Consider the following 20,003-nt stretch of genomic DNA (forward strand, 5'->3'; position numbering starts at 1 on the left):
CCAGTTCTACATCGGGAGCAGCCATTACGCGCTCAAGGACTATAAGTCCGCCATCGCCCAACAGCAGACGATGGTGAAGAATTACCCCAACAACGTCCGCGCCCCCGACGCATTGCTCGTCATTGCCGGCAGCCAGGTCGAGCTGAACGACCGGCGCGGTGCACGCGCCACGTTGGAGCGCATCATTCGCGAGTACCCGGGGGTACCTGCCGCGCAAACGGCAAAAGAACGACTCGAGCTCCTGAAGTAGTCGGCCACGGCAGACCAAGCCGCGCGCCCTGTTTTCAGGGCACTTTATTGACAAGGCCGCCAGGACTTGTCATAATTTTGAGCTTCGGGTCGTTAGCTCAGTTGGTAGAGCAGCGGACTTTTAATCCGTTGGTCGCGCGTTCGAGTCGCGCACGACCCACCAGAATTCTGATTCCAATCAGGCACTTACAGCCACCAGCGATGGTGGCTTTTGTGTTTCTGGCGGCGCACCAGGCGGTGCCGGTGGCCTCCGCTCGTTTCAAAAGCGAACACCTGCAAGCCCCACTCCCCGTTACGCTGGGCCATCGAATGGGGAGTCTGCGATGAAGCTTTTGCCTCTGCTTGGCGCCGCGTCCATGACCGCGCTGGCGGCCTGTGCCTCGAATCGACCCGGCCTGCCTACGCAAGACGGGGTCGATCTCAACCGGTATGCCGGGACCTGGTACGAACAAGCGCGCCTGCCAAACCGCTTTCAGGACGATTGCGTGGGCGACGTACAGGCCGATTACACGATCGGCCCGGATGGTGCGCTGGGCGTGACGAATCAGTGCCGGACAGCAGAAGGAAAAACGAAGGTCGCCCGCGCAGCGGGCCGGCTCGCCCGTCGCGTTGACCCGCCCGACCCTGCGAAGCTGGAAGTGCGCTTCGCCCCGGCGTGGACCTCCTGGCTACCCCTGGTCTGGGGCGACTATTGGATTATCCGGATCGACGAGGGCTACCGCCATGCGCTGGTGGGAACGCCTGATCGCAAGTATTTGTGGGTACTTTCCCGCGAGAAGCGGGCCGATCCGGCGACGATCGAGCAATTGCTCGACCACGCCCGATCGCTCGGCTTTGACACCCGCCAGGTCGTGCGCGCGCCCTAGGCGACCCGCGTATAGCGGTTCCCGTCGGAATCGGTCAGGTTGCCGTCCGCCGCAAGAAAAATAAGCGGGCCGCCGTCCACCTTGTACAAGGTGCAACTGATGTCGGCCTCGCCCCAGCGCAGGTGCGCAACGAGCAAGTTGCCCGCCTGGTCGTGGACTCGTATCGTGTGCGTCGTCTCCACGCGTTCCTCCATGATGGTTGTATGCCGATGGCGCGCCGGCTTTCCGCCGTGGCGACGGCTATTCCGGCGCCGCCACCTTGGGATGCAGCCGCAAGGTCGCCTGGGAAGACGCCGCGGCGTAGGCGGCCTGGGGCCGAAGCACCCGGGTATCGGTGACGTTCTCTATCCCCTCTTCGACGACGCGTTTGAGAAAGTTCACGCGCTCCCGGTAGTATTCGGCGTACATGATCGCGTCGCGCACGCGTTCTTCAGCGCGATATAGCGCCAGCCTCGCCTCGTACAGGGCCTTCTCCGCCTCTTTTTCGGGCGTGGCGGCATAACTCAAAGCCCATCTGCGTAGCCATTCGAGCATCATGCCCTCCAATAGAGGTTGGGTTGAGATCAGCTTAATGCAGGATGCTCGACAGCATGCGGTTTTCGCGAAAGTGTTGGTTTCCGGATATGTAAACGTGTGCGGCAAGGGAGACCCGGGGCGCCGGGGCAGGGCGACTGGCTGGCAGGGATGACGGCGGGGCACCGGAGACGATGGGCCCGCGATACCGGCCGATAATGCGCGGATGACATCCAAAAGTCGTCAATTCGCACACATGTGGAAGGGGCCGCCCCGAAACGGCACCGCCCCGCACGAGCGGGGCGGTGTTGCGGATTTTTCAATCCGTTTCGTACGTGGCTACGCGGTTTAGTCCACCTTCACGCCACCCTTTTGGATGACCGGCCTCCAGCGCTCGATTTCCGACTTGATGAGCTTGGCGAAGACCTCGGGCGGATTGGGCGTGGGCTGCGCACCCTCGCTCGAGAGCCGGTTCAGGAGTTCAGGCGAGTTGAGCGAGGCGTTGATCTGCTTGTTCAGCTTGGCAATAATGTCCTTGGGCGTACCCGCGGGCGCCACCACGCCGTACCACTGGTCGGCCTCGAAACCGGGATACCCGCTCTCGGCCACGGTAGGCACGTCGGCGAGCATCTTCACCCGCTCCGGCGACGAAACCGCCAATGCGCGCAGCTGCCCCGCGCGGAGCTGGGCGATGACGGCCGGAATACCGGTAAACATGACCTTGATGTGGCCGGCGACCAAGTCGTTCACGGCGGGAGCCGTGCCCTTGTAGGGCACGTGCTGCATGGGCGCGCCGCTTTGCAGCTTCAGATATTCGGTCGCCAGGTGCGCCGCGCTGCCATTGCCGCCCGAGCCGTAGGTCAGCGCGGTGGGGTTGGCCTTGGCGTAGGCAACCAATTCTTGCAGCGACTTGGCCGGAACCGAGGGATGCACCACCAGCACGTTGGGCACCCGTGCCACCCATGCCACGGCGTCGAAGGCATTGATGGGGTCGTACGGCAGCTTGGGATAGAGCGACGGCGTCACGGCCAGGGTGCCGATGTGGCCCATCATCAGGGTGTAGCCGTCGGCGGGCGACTTGGCGACGCGGTCCGCACCGATGCTGCCCCCGGCGCCCGGCACGTTCTCGACCACGACGGACTGGCCGAAGGCTTGGTGCAACTGCTGCGCAATGGTGCGTCCGAGAATGTCGGTGGAGCCACCCGGGGTGAACGGGATGACCATTCTTATCGGGCGGTTGGGATAGTCGGCAGCGCCTTGCGCCTGCGCCAGCCCGGGCGCCGCGCAAGCCGACAGGCACGCCAGCAGGGAAACCCAACGCAGGCGCGGAAGATTGCTGAAACGTTGCAGAGTCATGTTTGTCTCGTCCTATGTGGAAAACCCTTATGAGGGCCGAGGCACGGCTCGGATCGGGGCGTGCAGCGTTGCGTCCGTCGAATCCGATCTTCCCCCGGGGCCCTCTTTATCGATGTTGTGCATTGCGCCAAAGCCCGCGCGGCCGCTACCGGGCCCCTTAGACATGCTCTGGCTGGGCAGTATACGGAGTCCGTTCTCCGTCGAGGCATCTTAGCATTGCAAGTTGCAAATGCAACATTGCATTTCACTTATCCGCCTCTACGCCATACTTATTCCGGAGCTCATCGACCGCCTCCGCGGCAGCTTGGCGCAATGCCTGCAGCACCGACACACATGCGGAAGACGCCAACGCATCCCGGCGCTGCGTGATGCCTATCCCCCGTTCGGTACCGGCCAAGGGGCCCGAGGCGGGCACCAGCAGCCCGGCTTCCACTTCAGCCCGCATGTGGAGCGGCGAAACCAGCGCGACGTGATCTCCCGCCAGCAGCACGGAACGCACGAGGGCGGTGCTGTGCGCTTCGATGGAAACATTGGGCCTTTGCGCTCCCACCCGTTCGCACAACCGTTCGAGCACCCGTTGCGCCGGCGTGCCGGGCAAAGGCCCGACCCAAGGATAGGCCGCCAGCTCGCGCAGGGTGGCTCGGCCGCGGCGCGCCAGCAGCGGATGCCCGGCGCGCACGACGGCGACGAAACGATCGACGAACAGCAGCTCTTCCTCGAGATCGGGGGCCAGCTCGGCCTCGCGAAGCGGCCCGACGATGAAATCGATCTCTGCCGAACGCAGCATGTCCGTCAACGCCTCGTACGTGCCCCCTTTGACGGTAAAGGCGATGTCCGGCTCACGGGCAAGCGCCAGCGCGGCCGCCCGGGGAACGAGCACGTCGTCGGCCATGGGCAGCGTACCGATCGATACGCGCCGCCCCCTCAAGCCGCGCCAATGGGCGAGTTCTTCGTGGCCGATCCGGATCTCTGCGATGGCCTGGCGGGCGTGCATCAGCAACCACCGGCCCGACTCGTTCAGACGCGTGCCGACGCGCGTGCGCTCGAAAAGCGGGATCCTGGCCAGGTGTTCGAGCCGGCGCAAAGCCTGGTGCAGCGCCGATTGCGACACCCCCAGCGATTCAGCCGCGGCGCTCTCGGTAGCATGGGTTGCGCGAGCCACCAGGGCCGATAACAATGAGTCGCTGACCAATCTTGGCAGCGCGGCCGCCGAGGGCGGGGCGCCCCGCAGCCGCCGCCCCTCGGCGGCCGCCTGCAGCAATTCCATGGCACGCCCGACACGCAGCGCAAGCACCCCGCCTGCGGCGGTCGGAACCATGCCCCGGGCCCCGCGTTCGAACAGGCTCAGCCCGAGCAAGGATTCAGCCTCTTGTACGGCCCGCGTCACAGAAGACGCCGACTGGTGCAGGATGAGTGCGGCCTTGGTCACGCTGCCCACTTCGGCCACTACAGCGACGGCGCGCAGCACGCGCAAAGGCACCTCCTTATGGATGCGTGCGCTCTTCTCTTTTGTCCGCATTGCCCCCGGCAGGCTTCCGGCCCCGCCACCCAACCCATCCACCTTCACGGATTCCAGGCACCGGCCGTTTCGCCAAGCGCCGCAGGGCAAAACCCCTTTTATTTGTTGATGTTCTTCGTGCCGCGTCATCGCCATCCGCATCCGGGCAGTGCCGCCGATTGTAAATCGCCGGTGGACCGCCCCTGTATCCGCGGCGCGACGGAAATGAGATGCGACGCTTTGTCTCTACCAAGCTGCCTCGCTTGTGATTCAATAGCAGCTGCAATATCTATCTGTTCGCCGCGTGCACAGCCTGGTCGTGGAGGAACGTACCGTGCAAATCGATGCGCAACCCCCGACGGCGTGGTCCGCGCAGCAACTCACCGTCGCAGCCTATCGGCTCGCGGCGCAGTCGGCCCCTTGCGGGATCTTCATGTGCGATAGCCGGGGCGTATTCACCATGGTCAACCCGGCCTACGAGCGCCTCACGGGCTACGAGGCCGCACAGCTGGTCGGCAAGCTCTGCCTAGACGCCCTGCTCGACCCCTCCGAACTGGCCCTTCGACGCGCCGAACTCTGGAATCCCCCGGTCCGTGACGTGGTAGCAGTGCAGCCGGAAGGCTCCCTCACGGCCGCCCACGGCATGGAAGCGGAGTGGACTTACCTGCGTCCGAACGGCATGCGCGCGACCGTCGCGCAGGCCCTCACGCGGCTTTGCGACGCCCGGGGAAACATCCTGGGCTACGTGGGTACCGCGTTCGAAAACCCGAGGCGCCAGCGGGATGCACTCCCGCTATGGCACTTGTTGCACCACGATCCGCTCACGGGGCTGCCCAATCAGGAGTTGCTGGAAGAGCGGCTAGGCCTGGCGCTGGAACGGGCCCGGCGCACGAACGAGCCGGTGCTGCTGGCACTGCTCGAACTCGACAACCTGCGTACGCTGCGCGACAGCCTGGGCCAAGCCGCGGCCGACGCCGCCGTCAAGCACGTCGCCGCCCGGCTCAAGCGCTTGTGCGGCGACGACCAGCTCCTGGGCGTAATGCGCGGCTCGCTGTTCGCGATCATCTCCACCGGCCATCACACCTTGGCCAGCGATCGCGAACTCGCACTGCTCGCCGAAGTCTCCCGCCCCATCCCCTTCATCTCGTCAACCTTGCACATGACGGCCAGCATCGGGGTGAGCTCCCACCCCTCCGCCGGCAGCGAACCGCGCGCCCTGTTCCAGCGCGCGCTGCTGGCGCTGAACGCGGCCAGCCGCAGCGGCGGCGGCGTCGCCCGTCATTTCGATTTCGGCATGCAAACCCAATCGGCCCGGCGCGCGCACCTGGAGTCGCTGCTGCGCGAAGCGGTCGACGCACGGCAGTTTTCCCTTGCGTACCAACCTCAAATCCACCTAGAGTCGGGCCGCATCACGCGCACAGAAACGCTACTGCGTTGGAAGCATCACCAGCTCGGCGCCATCGGGCCGGCCGAGTTCGTGCCCATGGCCGAAGACCTGGGCCTGATGGAAGAGCTCGGCGCGTGGGTGCTGGATGCGGCGTGCCAGCAAGTGGTCAGGCTGCTTGCGAAATTCGGTCATGCTCCCTGCATGGCCATCAACGTCTCGCCCGCCCAACTGCGGGACCGCAAGCTGTCCGGCGTGGTAGCCGACGCGCTGGAGCGCTGGCAACTTCCTCCCGGCAGCATTGAGCTCGAGATCACGGAAGGCCTGCTGCTGGACAATACGCATCAAGTGATCGACACCCTGCACAACCTGCGCAAGCTGGGCGTGGAGATCGCCATCGACGACTTCGGCACGGGTTACTCCAGCCTCGCTTACCTCACGCGCTTCCCGGTCAACCGAATCAAGATCGACCGTGCATTGGTGCGCGCCCTGTCGTCGGCCCAAAAGGGAGACGCCGTCATCCGCGCCATCATCGAGATGGCACACGCCCTCGGCATCCAGGTCACGGCCGAAGGCGTGGAGACGGCGGCCCACGCGCGCCGCCTGAGCGAACTGGGCTGTGACGAAGCCCAGGGCTTCTGGTTCTCGCGTCCGCTCACGGCCCAAGCGCTGGAAAACGCGCTCGCGCCCATAGGCTAGCCGGGCTCTACCGCGCCAGGCTGGGACTGGGCCAGCGTCTGCGCGAGCGCCGGATCATGCATCGAACGGTAGGGCCCGGCGCCCGGCGCCAGCGGCGGCTCGGATCGCATGGGCGATTTGTCGGGCGGCAGCGCCGAGACGGGCGTCCACTGCGGATCGGGAATCTCGGCAAACACCTGGCGCAGCCGTTCTCCCCACGACGAATGGATCATCCTGAAATAATCGTTGTCGTGATCGACCAGCGCGAACTTGGTCACGCGCAAGCTATCTTTTTCGTAGACCAACAAGTCCAGCGGCAAGCCGACCGATACGTTCGAGCGCAGCGTCGAGTCCATCGATATCAGCGCGCATTTGGCCGCCTCGTCCAGTGGCATGGTCGGCGTCAGGACGCGATCCAGTATCGGTTTGCCGTACTTGGCCTCGCCGATCTGGAAATACGGACTCATGGTCGAGGCCTCGATGAAATTGCCAGCGGCATAAATTTGGAACAGCCGCATGCCCTGCCCGCGTATCTGGCCGCCCAACAGGAAGCTGCAATTGAAATCGATGTTGAAATCGTGCAGCGCACTGCCGTGCATTTGGTAGACCTCTCGCACGGCCTTGCCCACCAGCCGCGCTGCCTCGAACATGTTGGGCACGTTCCACGGCGTGGGCTGCTCGGGATCGGCGGGTTCGGCCAGCAACTGCACGACCGACTGGGTCAGCGCCAGGTTGCCGGCGGTCAACAGCACCAGCACGCGCTCTCCCGGCTGCTCGAAGACGGTCATCTTGCGAAAGGTGCTGACGTGGTCTACCCCCGCATTGGTGCGGGTATCAGACAGGAACACGAGCCCCTCGTCCACACGCATCGCCACACAATAGGTCATACCGGACTCGCCCCGTCGATGTATCGGGCGATTCTAGCGCGTACGAAACGATGCCGCATGGATGGGCTCACTGGTTGGCCTCGCCGACGTGGACGTCTACCGTCATGGCCTCCACGCCGCCGCCCACGCGCATGCCTCGCACCGGCGCAGCCGAACCGTAGTCCGAACCAACGGCCACACGGCAATACGGCCCCGACGCATAGCGGCCATGCGTGACGTCCACGGATATCCAGCCTGCCTCATCGACCCACGCGTCTGCCCACGCATGGCTAGCGGCATGGGGCACGTCTCCGGGATCGATGTATCCGCTGACGTAGCGCGCCGGCACGCCCAACGCGCGGCAGCACGCGATGAACAGGTGGGCATGGTCCTGGCAAACACCCCGCTCCAGGGCGAGCACTTCGGCGGCAGTGCTCGTCACCTGCGTGCTGCCCGAGCTGTAGGCCACGCGTTCCTGGATGCGACAGGCCAGATCGACTAGTGCCCCGGGCCTATCCAGCGGCGCGGCCGCTGCGGCCAATTCGCGCACGGCATCGTCTGCTTCGGTCAAGCGGGTGGCACACGTGAAATGCTCGAGGGGAATGCGGCCCGGCCCTTCCTGCAGCCGGCCCTCGGGCAGCGACACGGTCTCGACTTCCCCTTGCACCACGATGCGCATCTCGGACAGGGGCCGCGTCACGACCAGCGTCTGCACCGTATTGCCATAGGCATCGACGGCGGTGTCGATCCTGCCGGGCGCATGCACGTCCCAGCGCACGACCACCTGGGCGGAACCCGAGGCGGGTACCAGCCGCAACTGCTGAATGGAATAGTGCACGGGGGCATCGTAGCGATAGGCGGTTTCGTGCCGGATGGACAAACGCATCGCACACCTCTTCAGGACGTGACAGGCAGGAGGAAGGCTGCACCGATCTTGTTGCCGAGGGTCGCGATGCGCCCCAGGAACTCGGTCAGGTAAGCATGCAGCCCGCGCGCGAGAATGGGGCGGATCTCGGCGTATAGCAACTCGGCGCGCAGTTTGCCGGCATAGCGCTCGCACTCGCGGGAATTCTCCGTCCTGAGCATGGCTAGGTTCTCGCAGACCCGATCCAGGGATGCGAGTAAGGAGCGCGGCATGGAAGGATTGAGGATGAGCAACTCCGCCACGCGCTCGGGAATCAGCACGTCGCGATAGACCTGGCGATAGATTTCCAGCCCCGAAACGGAGCTCAGGATAGAGGTCCAATAATAGAAATCGTCAAGCTGCGCGGCGGCATTCGGACGTGCGCCCGGCGCCGCGTCCGCGAAGCGTACGTCGAGGATGCGGGCAGTATTGTCGGCGCGCTCCAGGAACGTGCCCAGCTGGGTGAAGTAGAACGCTTCGTCCTTGAGCGCGGTGCCAAGCGTGACACCGCGCGACAGGTGCGAGCGCATCTTGACCCATTCGAATACCGAGTCAGGAACGACTTCCAGCACACCGGCTTCGAGCTGGCGGTTGAAATCGAGCCAGGTGTCGTTGATGGTTTCCCACGACTCGGTCGTCAACGTGCCCCGCACCGCGCGGGCGTTCTCGCGGGCGGCGCGCAGGCTCGAATAAATACTGGACGGATTGTTCGGGTCGGCCGTCATGAAGTGCAGCACGTTGTCGGCCGCCACGTCGTCATAGCGGGCCGCAAACGCCTCTGCCAGCTCCGAGATCGACAGCACGGCCCGCAGGCTGTGCAACGCCCGCTCGTCGCTCTGTGGCAGCAGCAGCGCCTTGCGCGTCACGTCCAGCATGCGCGCCGTATTCTCTGCGCGTTCCATGTAGCGCGCCATCCAGAACAAGTGGTCGGCGGTTCGGCTCAGCATGCTTCTTCCCCCGTCGATGCAGCGCCCGTTTCGTCCAGCACCCAAGTGTCCTTGGTGCCGCCACCTTGGGAGGAATTGACGACCAGCGAACCCTTGCGCAGCGCGACTCGGGTCAGCCCACCGGCCACCGTGGCGATATTGGCGCCCGACAGCACGAACGGCCGCAGGTCGATGTGGCGGGGCGCGATGCCCTCCTCGACGAAAGTCGGACAAGTCGAAAGAGACAACGTAGGCTGGGCAATGTAGTTCTGGGGCTTGGCCAGCAATCGAGCGCGAAAGGCTTCGATCTCGGCGCGGCTCGCCGTCGGGCCGACCAACATGCCGTAGCCACCTGCCCCGTGGACCTCCTTGACGACCAGCTCAGGCAGGTGCGCGAGCACATAGGACAGCTCGTCCGGCTTGCGGCATTGCCAGGTCGGCACATTCTGCAAAATAGGCTCTTCCGACAGATAGAACGCGATCATGTCGGGAACGAAGGGATAAATCGACTTGTCATCGGCTACCCCGGTGCCGATGGCGTTGGCCAGCGTCACTCGTCCTGCGCGGTAGACCGACAGCAGTCCCGGCACGCCCAACACCGAATCCGCCCGGAACGCCAAGGGGTCGAGGAAATCGTCGTCGAGCCGCCGATAGATCACGTCCACCCGCTGCGGGCCCCGCGTCGTGCGCATGAATACCGAGTTGTCGGCGACGAACAGGTCGCCGCCCTGCACCAGCTCCACCCCCATCTGCTGGGCGAGAAACGCGTGCTCGAAATAGGCAGAATTGAAAATTCCGGGGGTCAGGACCACCACGGTGGGATCGTCCACCCCCATGGGGGCGACCGAGCGCAGATTCTCCAGCAGCAAGTCCGGATAGTGGGCCACCGGGGCGATGCGGTTCTGCACGAACAGTTCCGGGAAGAGCCGCATCATCATCTTGCGGTTCTCCAGCATGTACGACACCCCGGATGGCACGCGCAGGTTGTCCTCCAAGACATAGAACGTGCCGCCCTCATCGCCCTCCGCCTTGACGACGTCGACTCCCGCGATGTGTGCGTAGATGTCGCGCGGCACGCGCACGTCCTGCATCTCCGGGCGGTATTGCGCATTGGTGTAGACCTGCCCGGCGGGCACGACGCCGGCGCGCACGATGTGCCGCTCGTGGTAGACGTCATGGATGAACATGTTGAGCGCCCGCACCCGCTGCGCCAGGCCGCGCTCGAGCAGCTGCCATTCCTCGCTGGGGATGATGCGAGGGATGAGGTCGAAGGGGATCAGGCGCTCCACGCCATCCGCATCGCCCCCGAGGGCGAAGGTAATGCCCACGCGCCGGAATACCAGATCAGCCTCGGCGCGCTTCCTGGCCAAGGTCTCCGCGCTCTGGCGCTCCAACCACGAGCAGAAGCGCCGGTAATGGCGTCGGACGGCGCCGCCTTCGAACCGCATCTCGTCATAGGGAACCATGGGCACCTTCGGTTTGGCCTCGCTTCAGCGGATGAGCAAGCAAAGGCCGTACCCGGCACGGGCCGCCTGGTTTCCCGCCAGGGCGCACCAAATCGACGTCCTAGAGGAAGAAAGCGTCGAATGCAGCGCACCACCCTGGCGCCCATGGGCCCTGCGGGAAGGCATATCCAATCCAATATGCTTGATAAGATAATTTCATACCAATTGGAATACCTACCCCCTACAATGGCGGCGACACCGCCGATTCCGGCGGTCCGAGACGGCGCGGGCATCGATCGCCCGTCGCGCCAGAACCGGAGACAAGCATGCTCGAGAAAACCGCTCCCGATGCCTCACGCCGCGCGTATTACGACCGCATCGCCAAGAAAAACCTAAGCCCCCTCTGGGAGTCCCTCCACACCCTGGTCCCCCCGCAGCCGCAGCCGCGCTGCGTGCCCGCGATCTGGAAGTACGAAAAACTGCGCCCGGATGTCATGGAATCCGGCTCCATCATCAGCGCCGAAGAAGCCGTGCGCCGGGTGTTGATCTTGGAAAATCCGGGCCTGCCCGGCCAAGCGGCGATCACGCAGACGCTGTACGCCGGGCTGCAGCTGATCCTTCCTGGCGAGATCGCGCCCAGCCATCGCCACACGCAATCTGCCCTGCGCTTCATCGTCGAAGGCAAAGGCGCCTACACCGCCGTCAACGGCGAGCGCACCACCATGCACCCGGGCGACTTCATCATCACGCCGTCGTGGACCTGGCATGACCACGGCAATCCAGAAGATGGCGAGCCCGTGGTGTGGCTCGACGGGCTCGACATCCCGCTGCTGCGCTCGCTCGACGCCGGCTTCGCCGAGAACTATCCGGAGGCCACGCAACCTGTCATGCGCCCCGAAGGCGACAGCTTCGCCCGCTACGGATACAACATGGCGCCGGTGCGGCATACCTTCAGCGGCAACAGCTCGCCGATCTTTAACTATCCCTACGAGCGCACGCGCGAAGCGCTGGACCAGTTGGGCCGCCGTGGTGAGCTCGACCCATGGGACGGCGTCAAGCTGCGTTACGTGAATCCGGCCACGGGCGGCTACCCCATGCCCACCATGGCGACCTTCATGCAGTGGCTACCCGCGGGGTTCCAGGGCAAGACCTATCGCACATCCGACTCCACCGTATTCTGCGTGGTCGAAGGGCAGGGCAGCGTGCGCATCGGCGACGAGGTATTCCATTATTCGCCGCGTGACGTATTCGTGGTGCCGCCATGGCAACCCGTGCAATTGGCCGCGCTCGAAGACGCCGTGCTGTTCAGCTATTCTGATCGCCCGGTACAGGCCGCGCTGGGGTTGCTGCGCGAGGAGCGCATCGCCTGACCTCCCACCCTTTCATCCATCGAGGAACCCGATCCATGTCGTACGTATTCCCTCCGCCACCAGTCACCACGCTTCCCGTCGCCGGCAGCACCGAGCAATTCCCCGTGCGGCGCGTCTACTGCGTCGGTCGCAACTATGCCGCGCACGCCCGCGAAATGGGCTTCGACCCCGACCGCGAGCCGCCGTTCTTCTTCTGCAAGCCCGCCGACGCCGTGGTGGCCGTGCCATACGGCACGACGCTCGACCTGCCCTATCCCACTGAAACCTCCAACCTCCATTACGAGATCGAACTGGTGGCCGCGATCGGCAAGGCGGGCGCCTACATCCCCGTCGAGCACGCGCTGGAGCACGTTTGGGGTTACGCGGTCGGGCTGGACATGACCCGCCGCGACTTGCAAATCCAGATGCGGGAAGTGGGCCGCCCCTGGGAAATCGGCAAGGCCTTCGATCAAAGCGCGCCCACCGCACCGCTGCACAAGGCTTCCGAGGTCGGCCATTTCGAAAAAGGCGGCATCTGGCTGAAGGTCAATGGCCAGGACAAGCAACGCAGCGACACGTCCAAGCTGATCTGGTCCGTCGCCGAGACCGTGGCCTATCTTTCGAAGTACTTCCGCCTCGAGCCGGGCGACTTGATTTTCACGGGCACCCCTGAGGGCGTGGGCCCCGTGGTCAAGGGCGACGTGATGGAAGGCGGCGTCGACGGCCTGGGCACGCTGAACGTTCGCATGGTGTAAGGCGGAAAACGCCATGGAACTCTACAGTTTCTTCAACAGCTCGACCTCGTACCGCGTGCGCATCGCGCTGGCGCTCAAGGACCTGGCCTACGAATACCGGGGCGTGAACATCCGCACGCTCGAGCATCGCGCCGCCGAGTACGTGGCCAAGAACCCGTCCGCCAACGTCCCGCTGCTGGTCGACGGCGACGTGAGCCTGGGGCAATCGCTGGCCATCATCGACTACCTCGACGCCAGCTATCCCACCCCGCGCCTCATCCCCGAAGACAAGATGGCGCGCGCCCGGGTGCTCGAGCTTTCGCTGGCCATCTCCTGCGACATCCATCCAGTCAACAACCTGCGCATCCTCAAGTACCTCACCGACGTGATCGGCGTCACCGAGGAACAAAAGAAGGCTTGGTACGACCACTGGATACAGGAAGGCTTCGCCGCCGTCGAGCGCCTGCTCCAGGCCCATGGCTTTGGCCCTTACTGCTTTGGCGAATCCCCGACGCTGGCCGACTGCTGCCTGGTTCCCCAGGTCGCCAACGCGCAGCGCATGGGTTGCGATGTGTCGGCCTATCCGCGGATCATGGCGGTGTACGAGCATTGCCAGGAACACCCCGCGTTCCAGCAGGCTGCACCGTCCAAGCAGCCCGACTACAGCCCGCCTCCTGCGCGCTGAAGCAACCGCGCCGCCGGCTCGACGCCACGGTCGGGCCGGCATCCGCTCCGGCCAGGCCGCTGCGCCCGCCGGCATCGCATCCTGCACTAACGGATGCGCACCAGCGCTTCCCTCACGGTGCCGAACAAGGTCGCAATCTGCTCCTCGTCGATGATGAGCGGAGGAGAAAACGCGAGCACGTCGCCCGTGAAGCGGACTAGCACGCCCGCCTGCAGGCATGCCAGGAATGCTTCGTAGGCGCGCGCTCCCGCCTGGCCCGCTCTCGGTTCCAGCTCGACGGCTGCCGCCATGCCGATGTTGCGTATGTCTTTGACGTGCGGCGCGTCGCGCAATGCGTGCACCGCCGATTCGAACACCGGCTCCAGCCTCGCCGCGCGCTCGAACAGGCCTTCTCGCGCATACAGGTCGAGCGTTGCGATGGCCGCCGCGGCCGCCGCGGGGTGGCCGGAATAGGTGTACCCGTGGAAGAGCTCGATGGCGTTCTCCGGGGCCGCGCCCAGGATGGCATCGTGTATGGCACGGGACACCGCCACCGCCCCCATCGGCACCGTGGCGTTGTTGATGCCCTTGGCCAGGGTCAAGAGATCCGGCGTCACGCCGAAGCGCTCCGCCGCCGTCGCCGCCCCCAGGCGTCCGAACGCAGTGATGACTTCATCGAAGACCAATAGGATGCCGTGCCGGCTGCACAGCTCGCGCAAGCGCTCCAGGTAGCCGCGGGGCGGAACGATGACGCCGGCCGAGCCCGCCATCGGCTCGACGATCACGGCCGCCACCGTCGAGGCATCATGCAACGCCAGCAAGCGCTCCAATTCGTCCGCCAGATGCGCGCCCCATGCGGGCTGCCCCCGGGAAAACGCCGCTTCCGCCACGTTCAGGGTGGCAGGCAAGTGATCGACCCCGGGCATGAGATTGGCGGCATACGCCTTGCGGTTCGCGCCTATGCCGCCTACCGACATGCCACCGAAGCCCACGCCGTGATAACCGCGCTCGCGCCCGATGAATCGCGTACGCTGGCCCTCGCCGCGCGCCCGGTGATAAGCAAGCACAATCTTCAGCGCCGTATCGACGGACTCCGAGCCGGAGTTCGTGAAAAAAATGCGATCCAATCCCGGCGGCATGAGGGCTGCCACCCGCCGCGCGGCCTCGAAGGCGACCGGGCACCCCATCTGGAAAGGCGGCGCGTAATCGAGGGTGCGCATCTGCCTGTGCACGGCATCGATGATCTCGTCCCGGCCATGTCCGGCATTCGTGCACCAAAGGCCGGCCGTGCCGTCCAGGATGCGGTGGCCCTCCGCATCGGTGTAATACATGCCTTTGGCCGACACGAGCAGCCGAGGCGCTGCCTTGAACTGGCGGTTGGCGGTGAAAGGCATCCATAGGGATTGCAAGTCGGGCATGGCGGACATGAGGGGCTCCTTGCCGGATCTGGCACCGCGGCGCTCCGTCGGGCGAAGCCCCGCGGGCTCGGTGGATTGACATGACATCTAGTGTAGGGCGACCGCCCCGGCGAAAAAACGGCATCGTGCACGGGGTACACTTCCCGGGGATTCCAAGCGAGGATGCGTTGCCATGATGTTGACCATTCCCGATGTTCTGACGGCCGAGCAATTGACACATTGCCACCAGGCCCTTGCCGGGGCCTCCTGGGTCGACGGCCGCTCGACTGCCGGGCACATCGCGATCCACGTCAAACAGAACCTGCAGTTGGCGTCCGACGACCCCGTGGCCGTCCAACTGGGCAATCTCATTCTCGACGCGCTGGGAAAGAACCCGCTGTTCGTCTCCGCCACGCTGCCGCTGAAAGTACTGCCACCGGCCTTCAATCGCTACGAAGGCGGCGGCTCCTATGGCTATCACGTCGACAACGCGATCCGCAGCCTGCCGGGCAGCGCGCATCGCGTACGCACCGACATCTCCGCCACGCTGTTCCTGACGCCGCCGGAAGATTACGACGGCGGCGAGCTCATCGTGCAGGACACCTACGGCACCCACCGAGTCAAGCTGCCCGCGGGCCACATGGTGGTCTATCCCGGCACCAGCCTGCACCAGGTCACGCCTGTGACGCGCGGCGCGCGCGTGGGTGCGTTCTTCTGGGTCCAGAGCATGGTGCGCGACGAGACCCAGCGCGAAACGCTCTACCGCCTGGACGCCGCCATCCAGCAGCTCGCGCGCGAGACCCCCGCCAGCGAGGCCTTGGTCCAGCTGACGGGCATCTATCACAACCTCTTGCGCCAGTGGTCGCAGACTTGAACGACGGCTCGCCATGCCCTTGCCCCCGCTCACGCAAATTCCGCCCCAGATCGCCTGCGCCGCAGACTACGAGGCCTACGCGCGCGAACGCATGGAAGAAGCGGCCTGGGCGTACCTGGCAGGCGGCGCCGCGGACGAACTGACGCTGCGCGCCAATCGCGAAGCCTATGAGCGGGTGCGGATACAGCCCCGGGTGCTGACTTCGATGGCGGGTGGCGGCACTGCGCTCGACCTGCTCGGCCTGCGCCTGCCCTACCCCATCCTGCTTGCGCCCGTCGCGTACCAGAAGCTCGCCCACCCGCAGGGAGAACTCGCTACCGTCTTGGCGGCATCTGCCATGAAAGCCGCGATGGTAGTCAGCACCCAGGCCAGCATCGCGCTCGAAGAGCTCGCGCGAACGGCTGAAACGCCCCTTTGGTTCCAGCTCTATCTCCAACCCGACCGCAACGATACGCTGCACCTCGTACGCAGGGCCGAAGCCGCGGGCTATCGTGCACTGGTGGTCACCGTCGATGCGCCCGTCAACGGCGTGCGCAATCGCGAGCAGCGGGCAGGGTTCTCGCTGCCCACGGGGGTCGAAGCCGTGAACCTGCGGGGCATGCGCCCCATGGCGCAGGCGGTCGCGCGGGCGGGGGAAAGCGCGCTCTTCGGCAGCGGCGCGCTAGACAGCGCACCGACCTGGGACGACATCGCCTGGCTACGCCAAGCGACCGGCCTCCCCATCGTACTCAAGGGCATTCTCGCCCCGGCTGACGCCAGATTGGCCATCGAAGCGGGCGCATCCGCCATCATCGTTTCCAACCACGGCGGACGCACCCTCGATACCACGCCCGCCACGCTCGATGCCCTGCCTTGGGTGGCCGCTGAGGTGCGCGGCCGCATCCCCGTCCTCATGGACGGCGGCATACGCCGCGGCACGGACGTATTCAAAGCGCTCGCATTGGGCGCCAGCGCCGTACTGATCGGCCGCGCCTATATGCATGGTTTGGCGGCCGCGGGCACCGTCGGCGTCATTCACGTGTTGCACATGCTGCGTACCGAGCTCGAAATCACCATGGCGCTGGCCGGCTGCCGCACGCTGGCTGAAATCGATCGCAGTGCGCTCTGGCCGCCCGCCGGAACCGGGCCGGACTGAAGGGCACCGGCCCGTGCGATGAGGGGACGGGCCCGGTTCAGCGCTCCGCATCGGCGGCGAGCCACTGCGCCATGGCCTCATTGACCGCCTCGGGCTGCTCCATCGTGCTCATGTGCCCGCAATGATCGACCGCGACCAAACGCGCGCCGGGTATGGCGGCGGCGATCTCCTCATGCCGCGCCAGCGGGCTCCAGGAATCTTCGCGTCCGCAAAGCACCAGGGTGGGGCAGCTGATGCGCGGCAACAGCGGCGATGCGTCCGGCCGGTTCAACAGCGCATGAATCTGCGCAGCGAAGATTTCCGGGGTGCGCCGCTCCAACATGTCCAGCACGGCTTCGAATACGGGACCGTCGAGGCGATCGGGGTGCACCATGCCCCGCGCCCAGATGCGCCCCATTTCGCGCATGCCCCGCTCGCGCGCGGTCTGCAACAACGCCATGCGGCCGGCGCGCTCGGATTCACCGGCCACGCCCGCCGGCAACGCCTTGTAGCCCGTGTCCAGCAAGGCCAGGCCCAGCACGCGCTCCGGAGCGAGGCGAAACACCTCCAGTGCCACGCGCCCTCCCATCGAATGGCCCGCCAGGTGGAATTCCTGCGCCGGCGCATGCTTGAGCACGTGCTCGGCCATTGCAGGCAGGGAATCGAGCGCGCCGTAGTCCGGGACCTGGCACGCATACTGTGCGCCGAAGCGGGCGCATTGCGCCTCCCACACGGCCTGATCACAGAGCAAACCCGGGAGCAAGACCAGCGCCGGCTTCTGGCGGTTCGTCGTTTCAGCGGGCATCGGGCACCCGCCTCGTCTTCATGAATTCTTCGAACGTCTCGCCCCGCATGATGGCGTAGATCTCCAGGTTGGTCTTGTGCACGACCCGGCCAAACTTCTCCAGCACGAAGAAGTTGACGCCGTGCTTCACCAGTCCAAGCCAGTCGCGCGCGCGCACGAGTTTCTTTTCCTCTTCTGTCAGGCCGGCCGCTTCCATCGTGCCTTCTTCATCCTCGATGAAGCGCGCGCGCCATTCGGCGCTGATCATGTTCCAGAAGAAACGGTTGATGTTCAGCGTGCGGTTGGCGGTGCGGATGTCGAAGGGATAAGTGCCTGGGATGGTTTCTATGCCTTCCAGTTGCGGATTCATGGCTTTCTCCTTTAACTCGCGGCCATTGCGGCCAGCTCGGAGCGCACGGCAGCCGGCGCTGCCTCTTCATACAACACCACGGTCATCGCGGTCGTCGTCGCCAGGTAGTAATTCTGGTGCAGCTTACGCAGCGGCCCCGTGCCCAGCGCGCCCCGCATGGCAAGCCACATGATCTGCTCCACGCTTTCGGCGCCGCCCAGGCGGACGTAATCGGCATGCTTCATCCGCATCAGTGCCTCGGGATCCTCTTCCAGCAGGCGCAGGAACTCCATGTCCCACTCGGTATTGTTGAACCCAGTACGCTCGCCGTGGATCTGGTGAGACAGGCCGCCCGTGCCCACGACCACCACCTTCAAATCCTCGGGATAGGACTCCACGGCACGGCGAACGGCCTGCCCGAGGCGATAACACCGGCGCGCCGTGGGCAAGGGATACTGCAGCACGTTGATCGCGATCGGCACGACCGCCCCGGGCCAATCGGGCTGATGCGGCCACAACAGCGGAAGCGGCGAAGCACAACCGTGATCGATGGGTTTGTTCTGGAAAACGGTCAGGTCGAATTCGTCGTTGACCAGGCACTCTGCGATGTGAGCCTGGAAGTCCACATTTCCGCGGATGGGAGGCAGATTGCGCAGCCCTGCTCCCTCGTCCGCGATGGGAAACCGTTCGCCTACCCCCAAGGCAAACGTGGGGTACATGTCGAAGAAAAAAGTCGTGCAGTGGTCGTTGTAGAAGAACACCAGCACGTCGGCCTGCTTTTCGGCCAGCCAGGCAGCAACCGGCTTGTACCCTTCGAACAGCGGCGCCCACGCGGGTTCGTTCTGCTTGCCCTTGTCGTAAGCGACGGCGATGGTGGGCACGTGAGACGTGCCAATGCCCCCGATGATTCTTGCCATGGCGAGTACTCCGTATCTAGCGCGAACCGGCGATCCGGAATAGCTTATCTGGGATCCAAAATTAAGGCAATGACAGCGAATTCCGCACTGCAATACGGCATTTTGGATCCAATACGGGATCCCAAACCCCTTATACTGGGCGTCCGCCGCGACCAAAGCGGCCGTCGAACATCAAGGGAGTCCAGCATGCAGCAAACCACGACCATGCTGCATATCCGTGAAATGATCTTGCGCGGCGAACTCGCACCGGGCGAGCGCGTGCGGGAAGCGGACCTTGCGGCCCGACTCGGCATTTCGCGCACGCCGGTGCGGCAGGCCTTGCCCGCGCTGGCGCAAGAAGGCCTGCTCGTGCCTTCCGGAGCGCGGGGATACGCGGTCCGGGCATTCTCGCCCCGCGAATGCATGGAGGCCCTGCACTTGCGTGCCGCGCTGGAAGGCCTCGCCGCACGTGCGCTCGCCCTCAACGGCGCAACGGAAGAACTGTTGGCCCAACTGAAAGAGTGCCTCGCCGAGGGCGACGAAATCTTCAAGGACCAGGAGATTTCCGACGAAGACGAAGTCCGGTACGCGGAAATGAACGCGCGCTTTCACGCACTCATTCTGGAAGGGGCGGACATGCCCCTGCTGTCGAGCCTGGTCAGTCGCTGCAACGTCGTGCCCTTTACCGCCCCGCTCGTACTGGCCTTCGACGCGCAGAGCCGGAAAACCGCCTTCAACTTCCTGTTCTACGCGCATCGGCAGCATCATGCCATCGTCACGGCCATCGAGAGCGGCCAGGCCGACCGCGCGGAAAACCTATTCCGCGAACACGCCTATACGCAAGTGCAAAGCCAGGGCGCCGAATTCGAAAAGGAAGCCGGGCTGGGTGCCGCCAAGCGGCCGCACAGAATCACGCATCGCATCATCTGACCCCACCGGCTCCACGGGCTGCGCCCGCCGTGGCCTGGCGTGCAACGGCACGGCCGCGGAGCCACCGGGCCTAGTGGTGATAGCGAAACTCCTGAGTCTTCCCCCCATAGCCGTAGGCGCTCGCCCTGACATCCTGCACATAGACATAGCTTTCTTCATCCAGGTCGCCAAGAATGCGTTCGAACCCCGCGAAGGCCTCTGCGATGTACCGGGCCTTCTCGTCCTTG

The 20,003-nt window shown here is 65.1% G+C and carries 22 protein-coding genes and 1 tRNA gene; 10 read left to right on the forward strand and 13 right to left on the reverse strand.

The genetic code is table 11. The features are described from left to right. The 3 genes from IRZ12_RS06480 to IRZ12_RS06490 all read left to right on the forward strand — a co-directional run. The coding region (locus IRZ12_RS06480; RefSeq protein WP_296465949.1) for a tetratricopeptide repeat protein at positions 1–250 on the forward strand (250 nt) is incomplete at its 5' end. Positions 251–336: 86 nt separating this feature from the next. Further along, positions 337–412, forward strand: a tRNA-Lys gene (locus IRZ12_RS06485). Between the two features lie 160 nt (positions 413–572). Beyond that, the gene (locus tag IRZ12_RS06490) at positions 573–1,115 is read left to right on the forward strand and encodes a lipocalin family protein (RefSeq protein WP_296465951.1); all 543 of its coding nucleotides are present in this window, start codon (positions 573–575) and stop codon (positions 1,113–1,115) included. On the opposite strand, the gene IRZ12_RS06495 is transcribed toward IRZ12_RS06490, so the two are convergent. The 4 genes from IRZ12_RS06495 to IRZ12_RS06510 all read right to left on the reverse strand — a co-directional run bounded on the left by IRZ12_RS06495 (position 1,112) and on the right by IRZ12_RS06510 (position 4,503). Continuing rightward, complete coding sequence (locus IRZ12_RS06495) at positions 1,112–1,297, reverse strand: hypothetical protein (RefSeq protein ID WP_296465954.1); 186 nt, start codon at positions 1,295–1,297, stop codon at positions 1,112–1,114. The two genes, IRZ12_RS06490 and IRZ12_RS06495, sit on opposite strands and share 4 nt — an antisense overlap. A 58-nt stretch (positions 1,298–1,355) precedes the next feature. After that, positions 1,356–1,652: a hypothetical protein gene (locus IRZ12_RS06500; protein ID WP_296465957.1), complete on the reverse strand. Its 297-nt coding sequence runs from the start codon at positions 1,650–1,652 to the stop codon at positions 1,356–1,358. A 324-nt stretch (positions 1,653–1,976) separates the two neighbouring features. After that, positions 1,977–2,984, reverse strand: coding sequence for a tripartite tricarboxylate transporter substrate binding protein (locus IRZ12_RS06505; protein WP_296465961.1), 1,008 nt, complete (start codon positions 2,982–2,984; stop codon positions 1,977–1,979). 244 nt (positions 2,985–3,228) lie between these two features. Then, positions 3,229–4,503 carry a LysR family transcriptional regulator gene (locus tag IRZ12_RS06510; RefSeq protein WP_296465964.1) on the reverse strand — a complete coding sequence of 425 codons (1,275 nt, stop codon included), beginning with the start codon at positions 4,501–4,503 and terminating at the stop codon, positions 3,229–3,231. 313 nt (positions 4,504–4,816) lie between these two features. On the opposite strand from IRZ12_RS06510, the gene IRZ12_RS06515 reads away from it, so the two are divergent. After that, positions 4,817–6,565 carry an EAL domain-containing protein gene (locus tag IRZ12_RS06515; RefSeq protein ID WP_296465967.1) on the forward strand — a complete coding sequence of 583 codons (1,749 nt, stop codon included), beginning with the start codon at positions 4,817–4,819 and terminating at the stop codon, positions 6,563–6,565. On the opposite strand, the gene IRZ12_RS06520 is transcribed toward IRZ12_RS06515, so the two are convergent. The 4 genes from IRZ12_RS06520 to IRZ12_RS06535 form a co-directional block, all read right to left on the reverse strand. Next, positions 6,562–7,431 carry a proteasome-type protease gene (locus tag IRZ12_RS06520; protein WP_296465971.1) on the reverse strand — a complete coding sequence of 290 codons (870 nt, stop codon included), beginning with the start codon at positions 7,429–7,431 and terminating at the stop codon, positions 6,562–6,564. The genes IRZ12_RS06515 and IRZ12_RS06520 overlap by 4 nt on opposite strands. Before the next feature lie 67 nt (positions 7,432–7,498). Next, entirely contained in the window at positions 7,499–8,296 is a 798-nt protein-coding gene (locus IRZ12_RS06525; protein ID WP_296465973.1) for a transglutaminase family protein, read from the reverse strand. Positions 8,297–8,307: 11 nt separating this feature from the next. Further along, the gene (locus IRZ12_RS06530; RefSeq protein WP_296465976.1) at positions 8,308–9,261 is read right to left on the reverse strand and encodes an alpha-E domain-containing protein; all 954 of its coding nucleotides are present in this window, start codon (positions 9,259–9,261) and stop codon (positions 8,308–8,310) included. After that, complete coding sequence (locus IRZ12_RS06535; RefSeq protein WP_296465979.1) at positions 9,255–10,706, reverse strand: circularly permuted type 2 ATP-grasp protein; 1,452 nt, start codon at positions 10,704–10,706, stop codon at positions 9,255–9,257. The genes IRZ12_RS06530 and IRZ12_RS06535 overlap by 7 nt, the downstream gene beginning before the upstream one ends. Positions 10,707–11,011: 305 nt before the next feature. On the opposite strand from IRZ12_RS06535, the gene gtdA reads away from it, so the two are divergent. The 3 genes from gtdA to maiA are packed head-to-tail and all read left to right on the forward strand — an operon-like array spanning position 11,012 to position 13,453. Continuing rightward, the gene (gene gtdA / locus IRZ12_RS06540; RefSeq protein WP_296465981.1) at positions 11,012–12,055 is read left to right on the forward strand and encodes a gentisate 1,2-dioxygenase; all 1,044 of its coding nucleotides are present in this window, start codon (positions 11,012–11,014) and stop codon (positions 12,053–12,055) included. Between the two features lie 35 nt (positions 12,056–12,090). Further along, positions 12,091–12,789, forward strand: a complete 699-nt coding sequence (locus tag IRZ12_RS06545; RefSeq protein WP_296465984.1) for a fumarylacetoacetate hydrolase family protein — start codon at positions 12,091–12,093, stop codon at positions 12,787–12,789. 13 nt (positions 12,790–12,802) lie between these two features. Next, complete coding sequence (maiA, locus tag IRZ12_RS06550) at positions 12,803–13,453, forward strand: maleylacetoacetate isomerase (protein ID WP_296465987.1); 651 nt, start codon at positions 12,803–12,805, stop codon at positions 13,451–13,453. Between the two features lie 86 nt (positions 13,454–13,539). Here the strand turns inward: maiA and IRZ12_RS06555 are convergent, their stop codons facing one another. Then, positions 13,540–14,859, reverse strand: a complete 1,320-nt coding sequence (locus IRZ12_RS06555) for an aspartate aminotransferase family protein (protein ID WP_296465990.1) — start codon at positions 14,857–14,859, stop codon at positions 13,540–13,542. Positions 14,860–15,022: 163 nt separating this feature from the next. Here IRZ12_RS06555 and IRZ12_RS06560 point away from each other — a divergent pair, with 163 nt between their 5' ends. Together IRZ12_RS06560 and IRZ12_RS06565 are read left to right on the forward strand one after the other, a co-directional pair. Then, positions 15,023–15,703, forward strand: a complete 681-nt coding sequence (locus IRZ12_RS06560) for a Fe2+-dependent dioxygenase (RefSeq protein ID WP_296465994.1) — start codon at positions 15,023–15,025, stop codon at positions 15,701–15,703. Between the two features lie 13 nt (positions 15,704–15,716). Then, the gene (locus IRZ12_RS06565) at positions 15,717–16,838 is read left to right on the forward strand and encodes an alpha-hydroxy acid oxidase (protein WP_296465997.1); all 1,122 of its coding nucleotides are present in this window, start codon (positions 15,717–15,719) and stop codon (positions 16,836–16,838) included. Positions 16,839–16,875: 37 nt separating this feature from the next. On the opposite strand, the gene IRZ12_RS06570 is transcribed toward IRZ12_RS06565, so the two are convergent. From IRZ12_RS06570 to IRZ12_RS06580, 3 genes are read right to left on the reverse strand one after another with little or no spacing between them, the layout of a single operon-like run. Further along, entirely contained in the window at positions 16,876–17,622 is a 747-nt protein-coding gene (locus tag IRZ12_RS06570) for an alpha/beta hydrolase (protein ID WP_296466000.1), read from the reverse strand. Continuing rightward, positions 17,612–17,971, reverse strand: coding sequence for a protocatechuate 3,4-dioxygenase (locus IRZ12_RS06575; RefSeq protein ID WP_296466003.1), 360 nt, complete (start codon positions 17,969–17,971; stop codon positions 17,612–17,614). The genes IRZ12_RS06570 and IRZ12_RS06575 overlap by 11 nt, the downstream gene beginning before the upstream one ends. A gap of 11 nt (positions 17,972–17,982) precedes the next feature. Further along, positions 17,983–18,867: a gallate dioxygenase gene (locus IRZ12_RS06580; RefSeq protein ID WP_296466005.1), complete on the reverse strand. Its 885-nt coding sequence runs from the start codon at positions 18,865–18,867 to the stop codon at positions 17,983–17,985. A 186-nt stretch (positions 18,868–19,053) separates the two neighbouring features. Here IRZ12_RS06580 and IRZ12_RS06585 point away from each other — a divergent pair, with 186 nt between their 5' ends. Further along, positions 19,054–19,776, forward strand: a complete 723-nt coding sequence (locus tag IRZ12_RS06585) for a GntR family transcriptional regulator (RefSeq protein ID WP_296466007.1) — start codon at positions 19,054–19,056, stop codon at positions 19,774–19,776. Between the two features lie 70 nt (positions 19,777–19,846). On the opposite strand, the gene IRZ12_RS06590 is transcribed toward IRZ12_RS06585, so the two are convergent. Beyond that, on the reverse strand, positions 19,847–20,003 hold a 157-nt coding region (locus IRZ12_RS06590), incomplete at its 5' end, for a 4-oxalocrotonate tautomerase family protein (protein ID WP_367181579.1).

Origin of the sequence: Pigmentiphaga sp. (genome assembly GCF_019689535.1) — a bacterium.
GTDB lineage: Bacteria > Pseudomonadota > Gammaproteobacteria > Burkholderiales > Burkholderiaceae_B > Pigmentiphaga.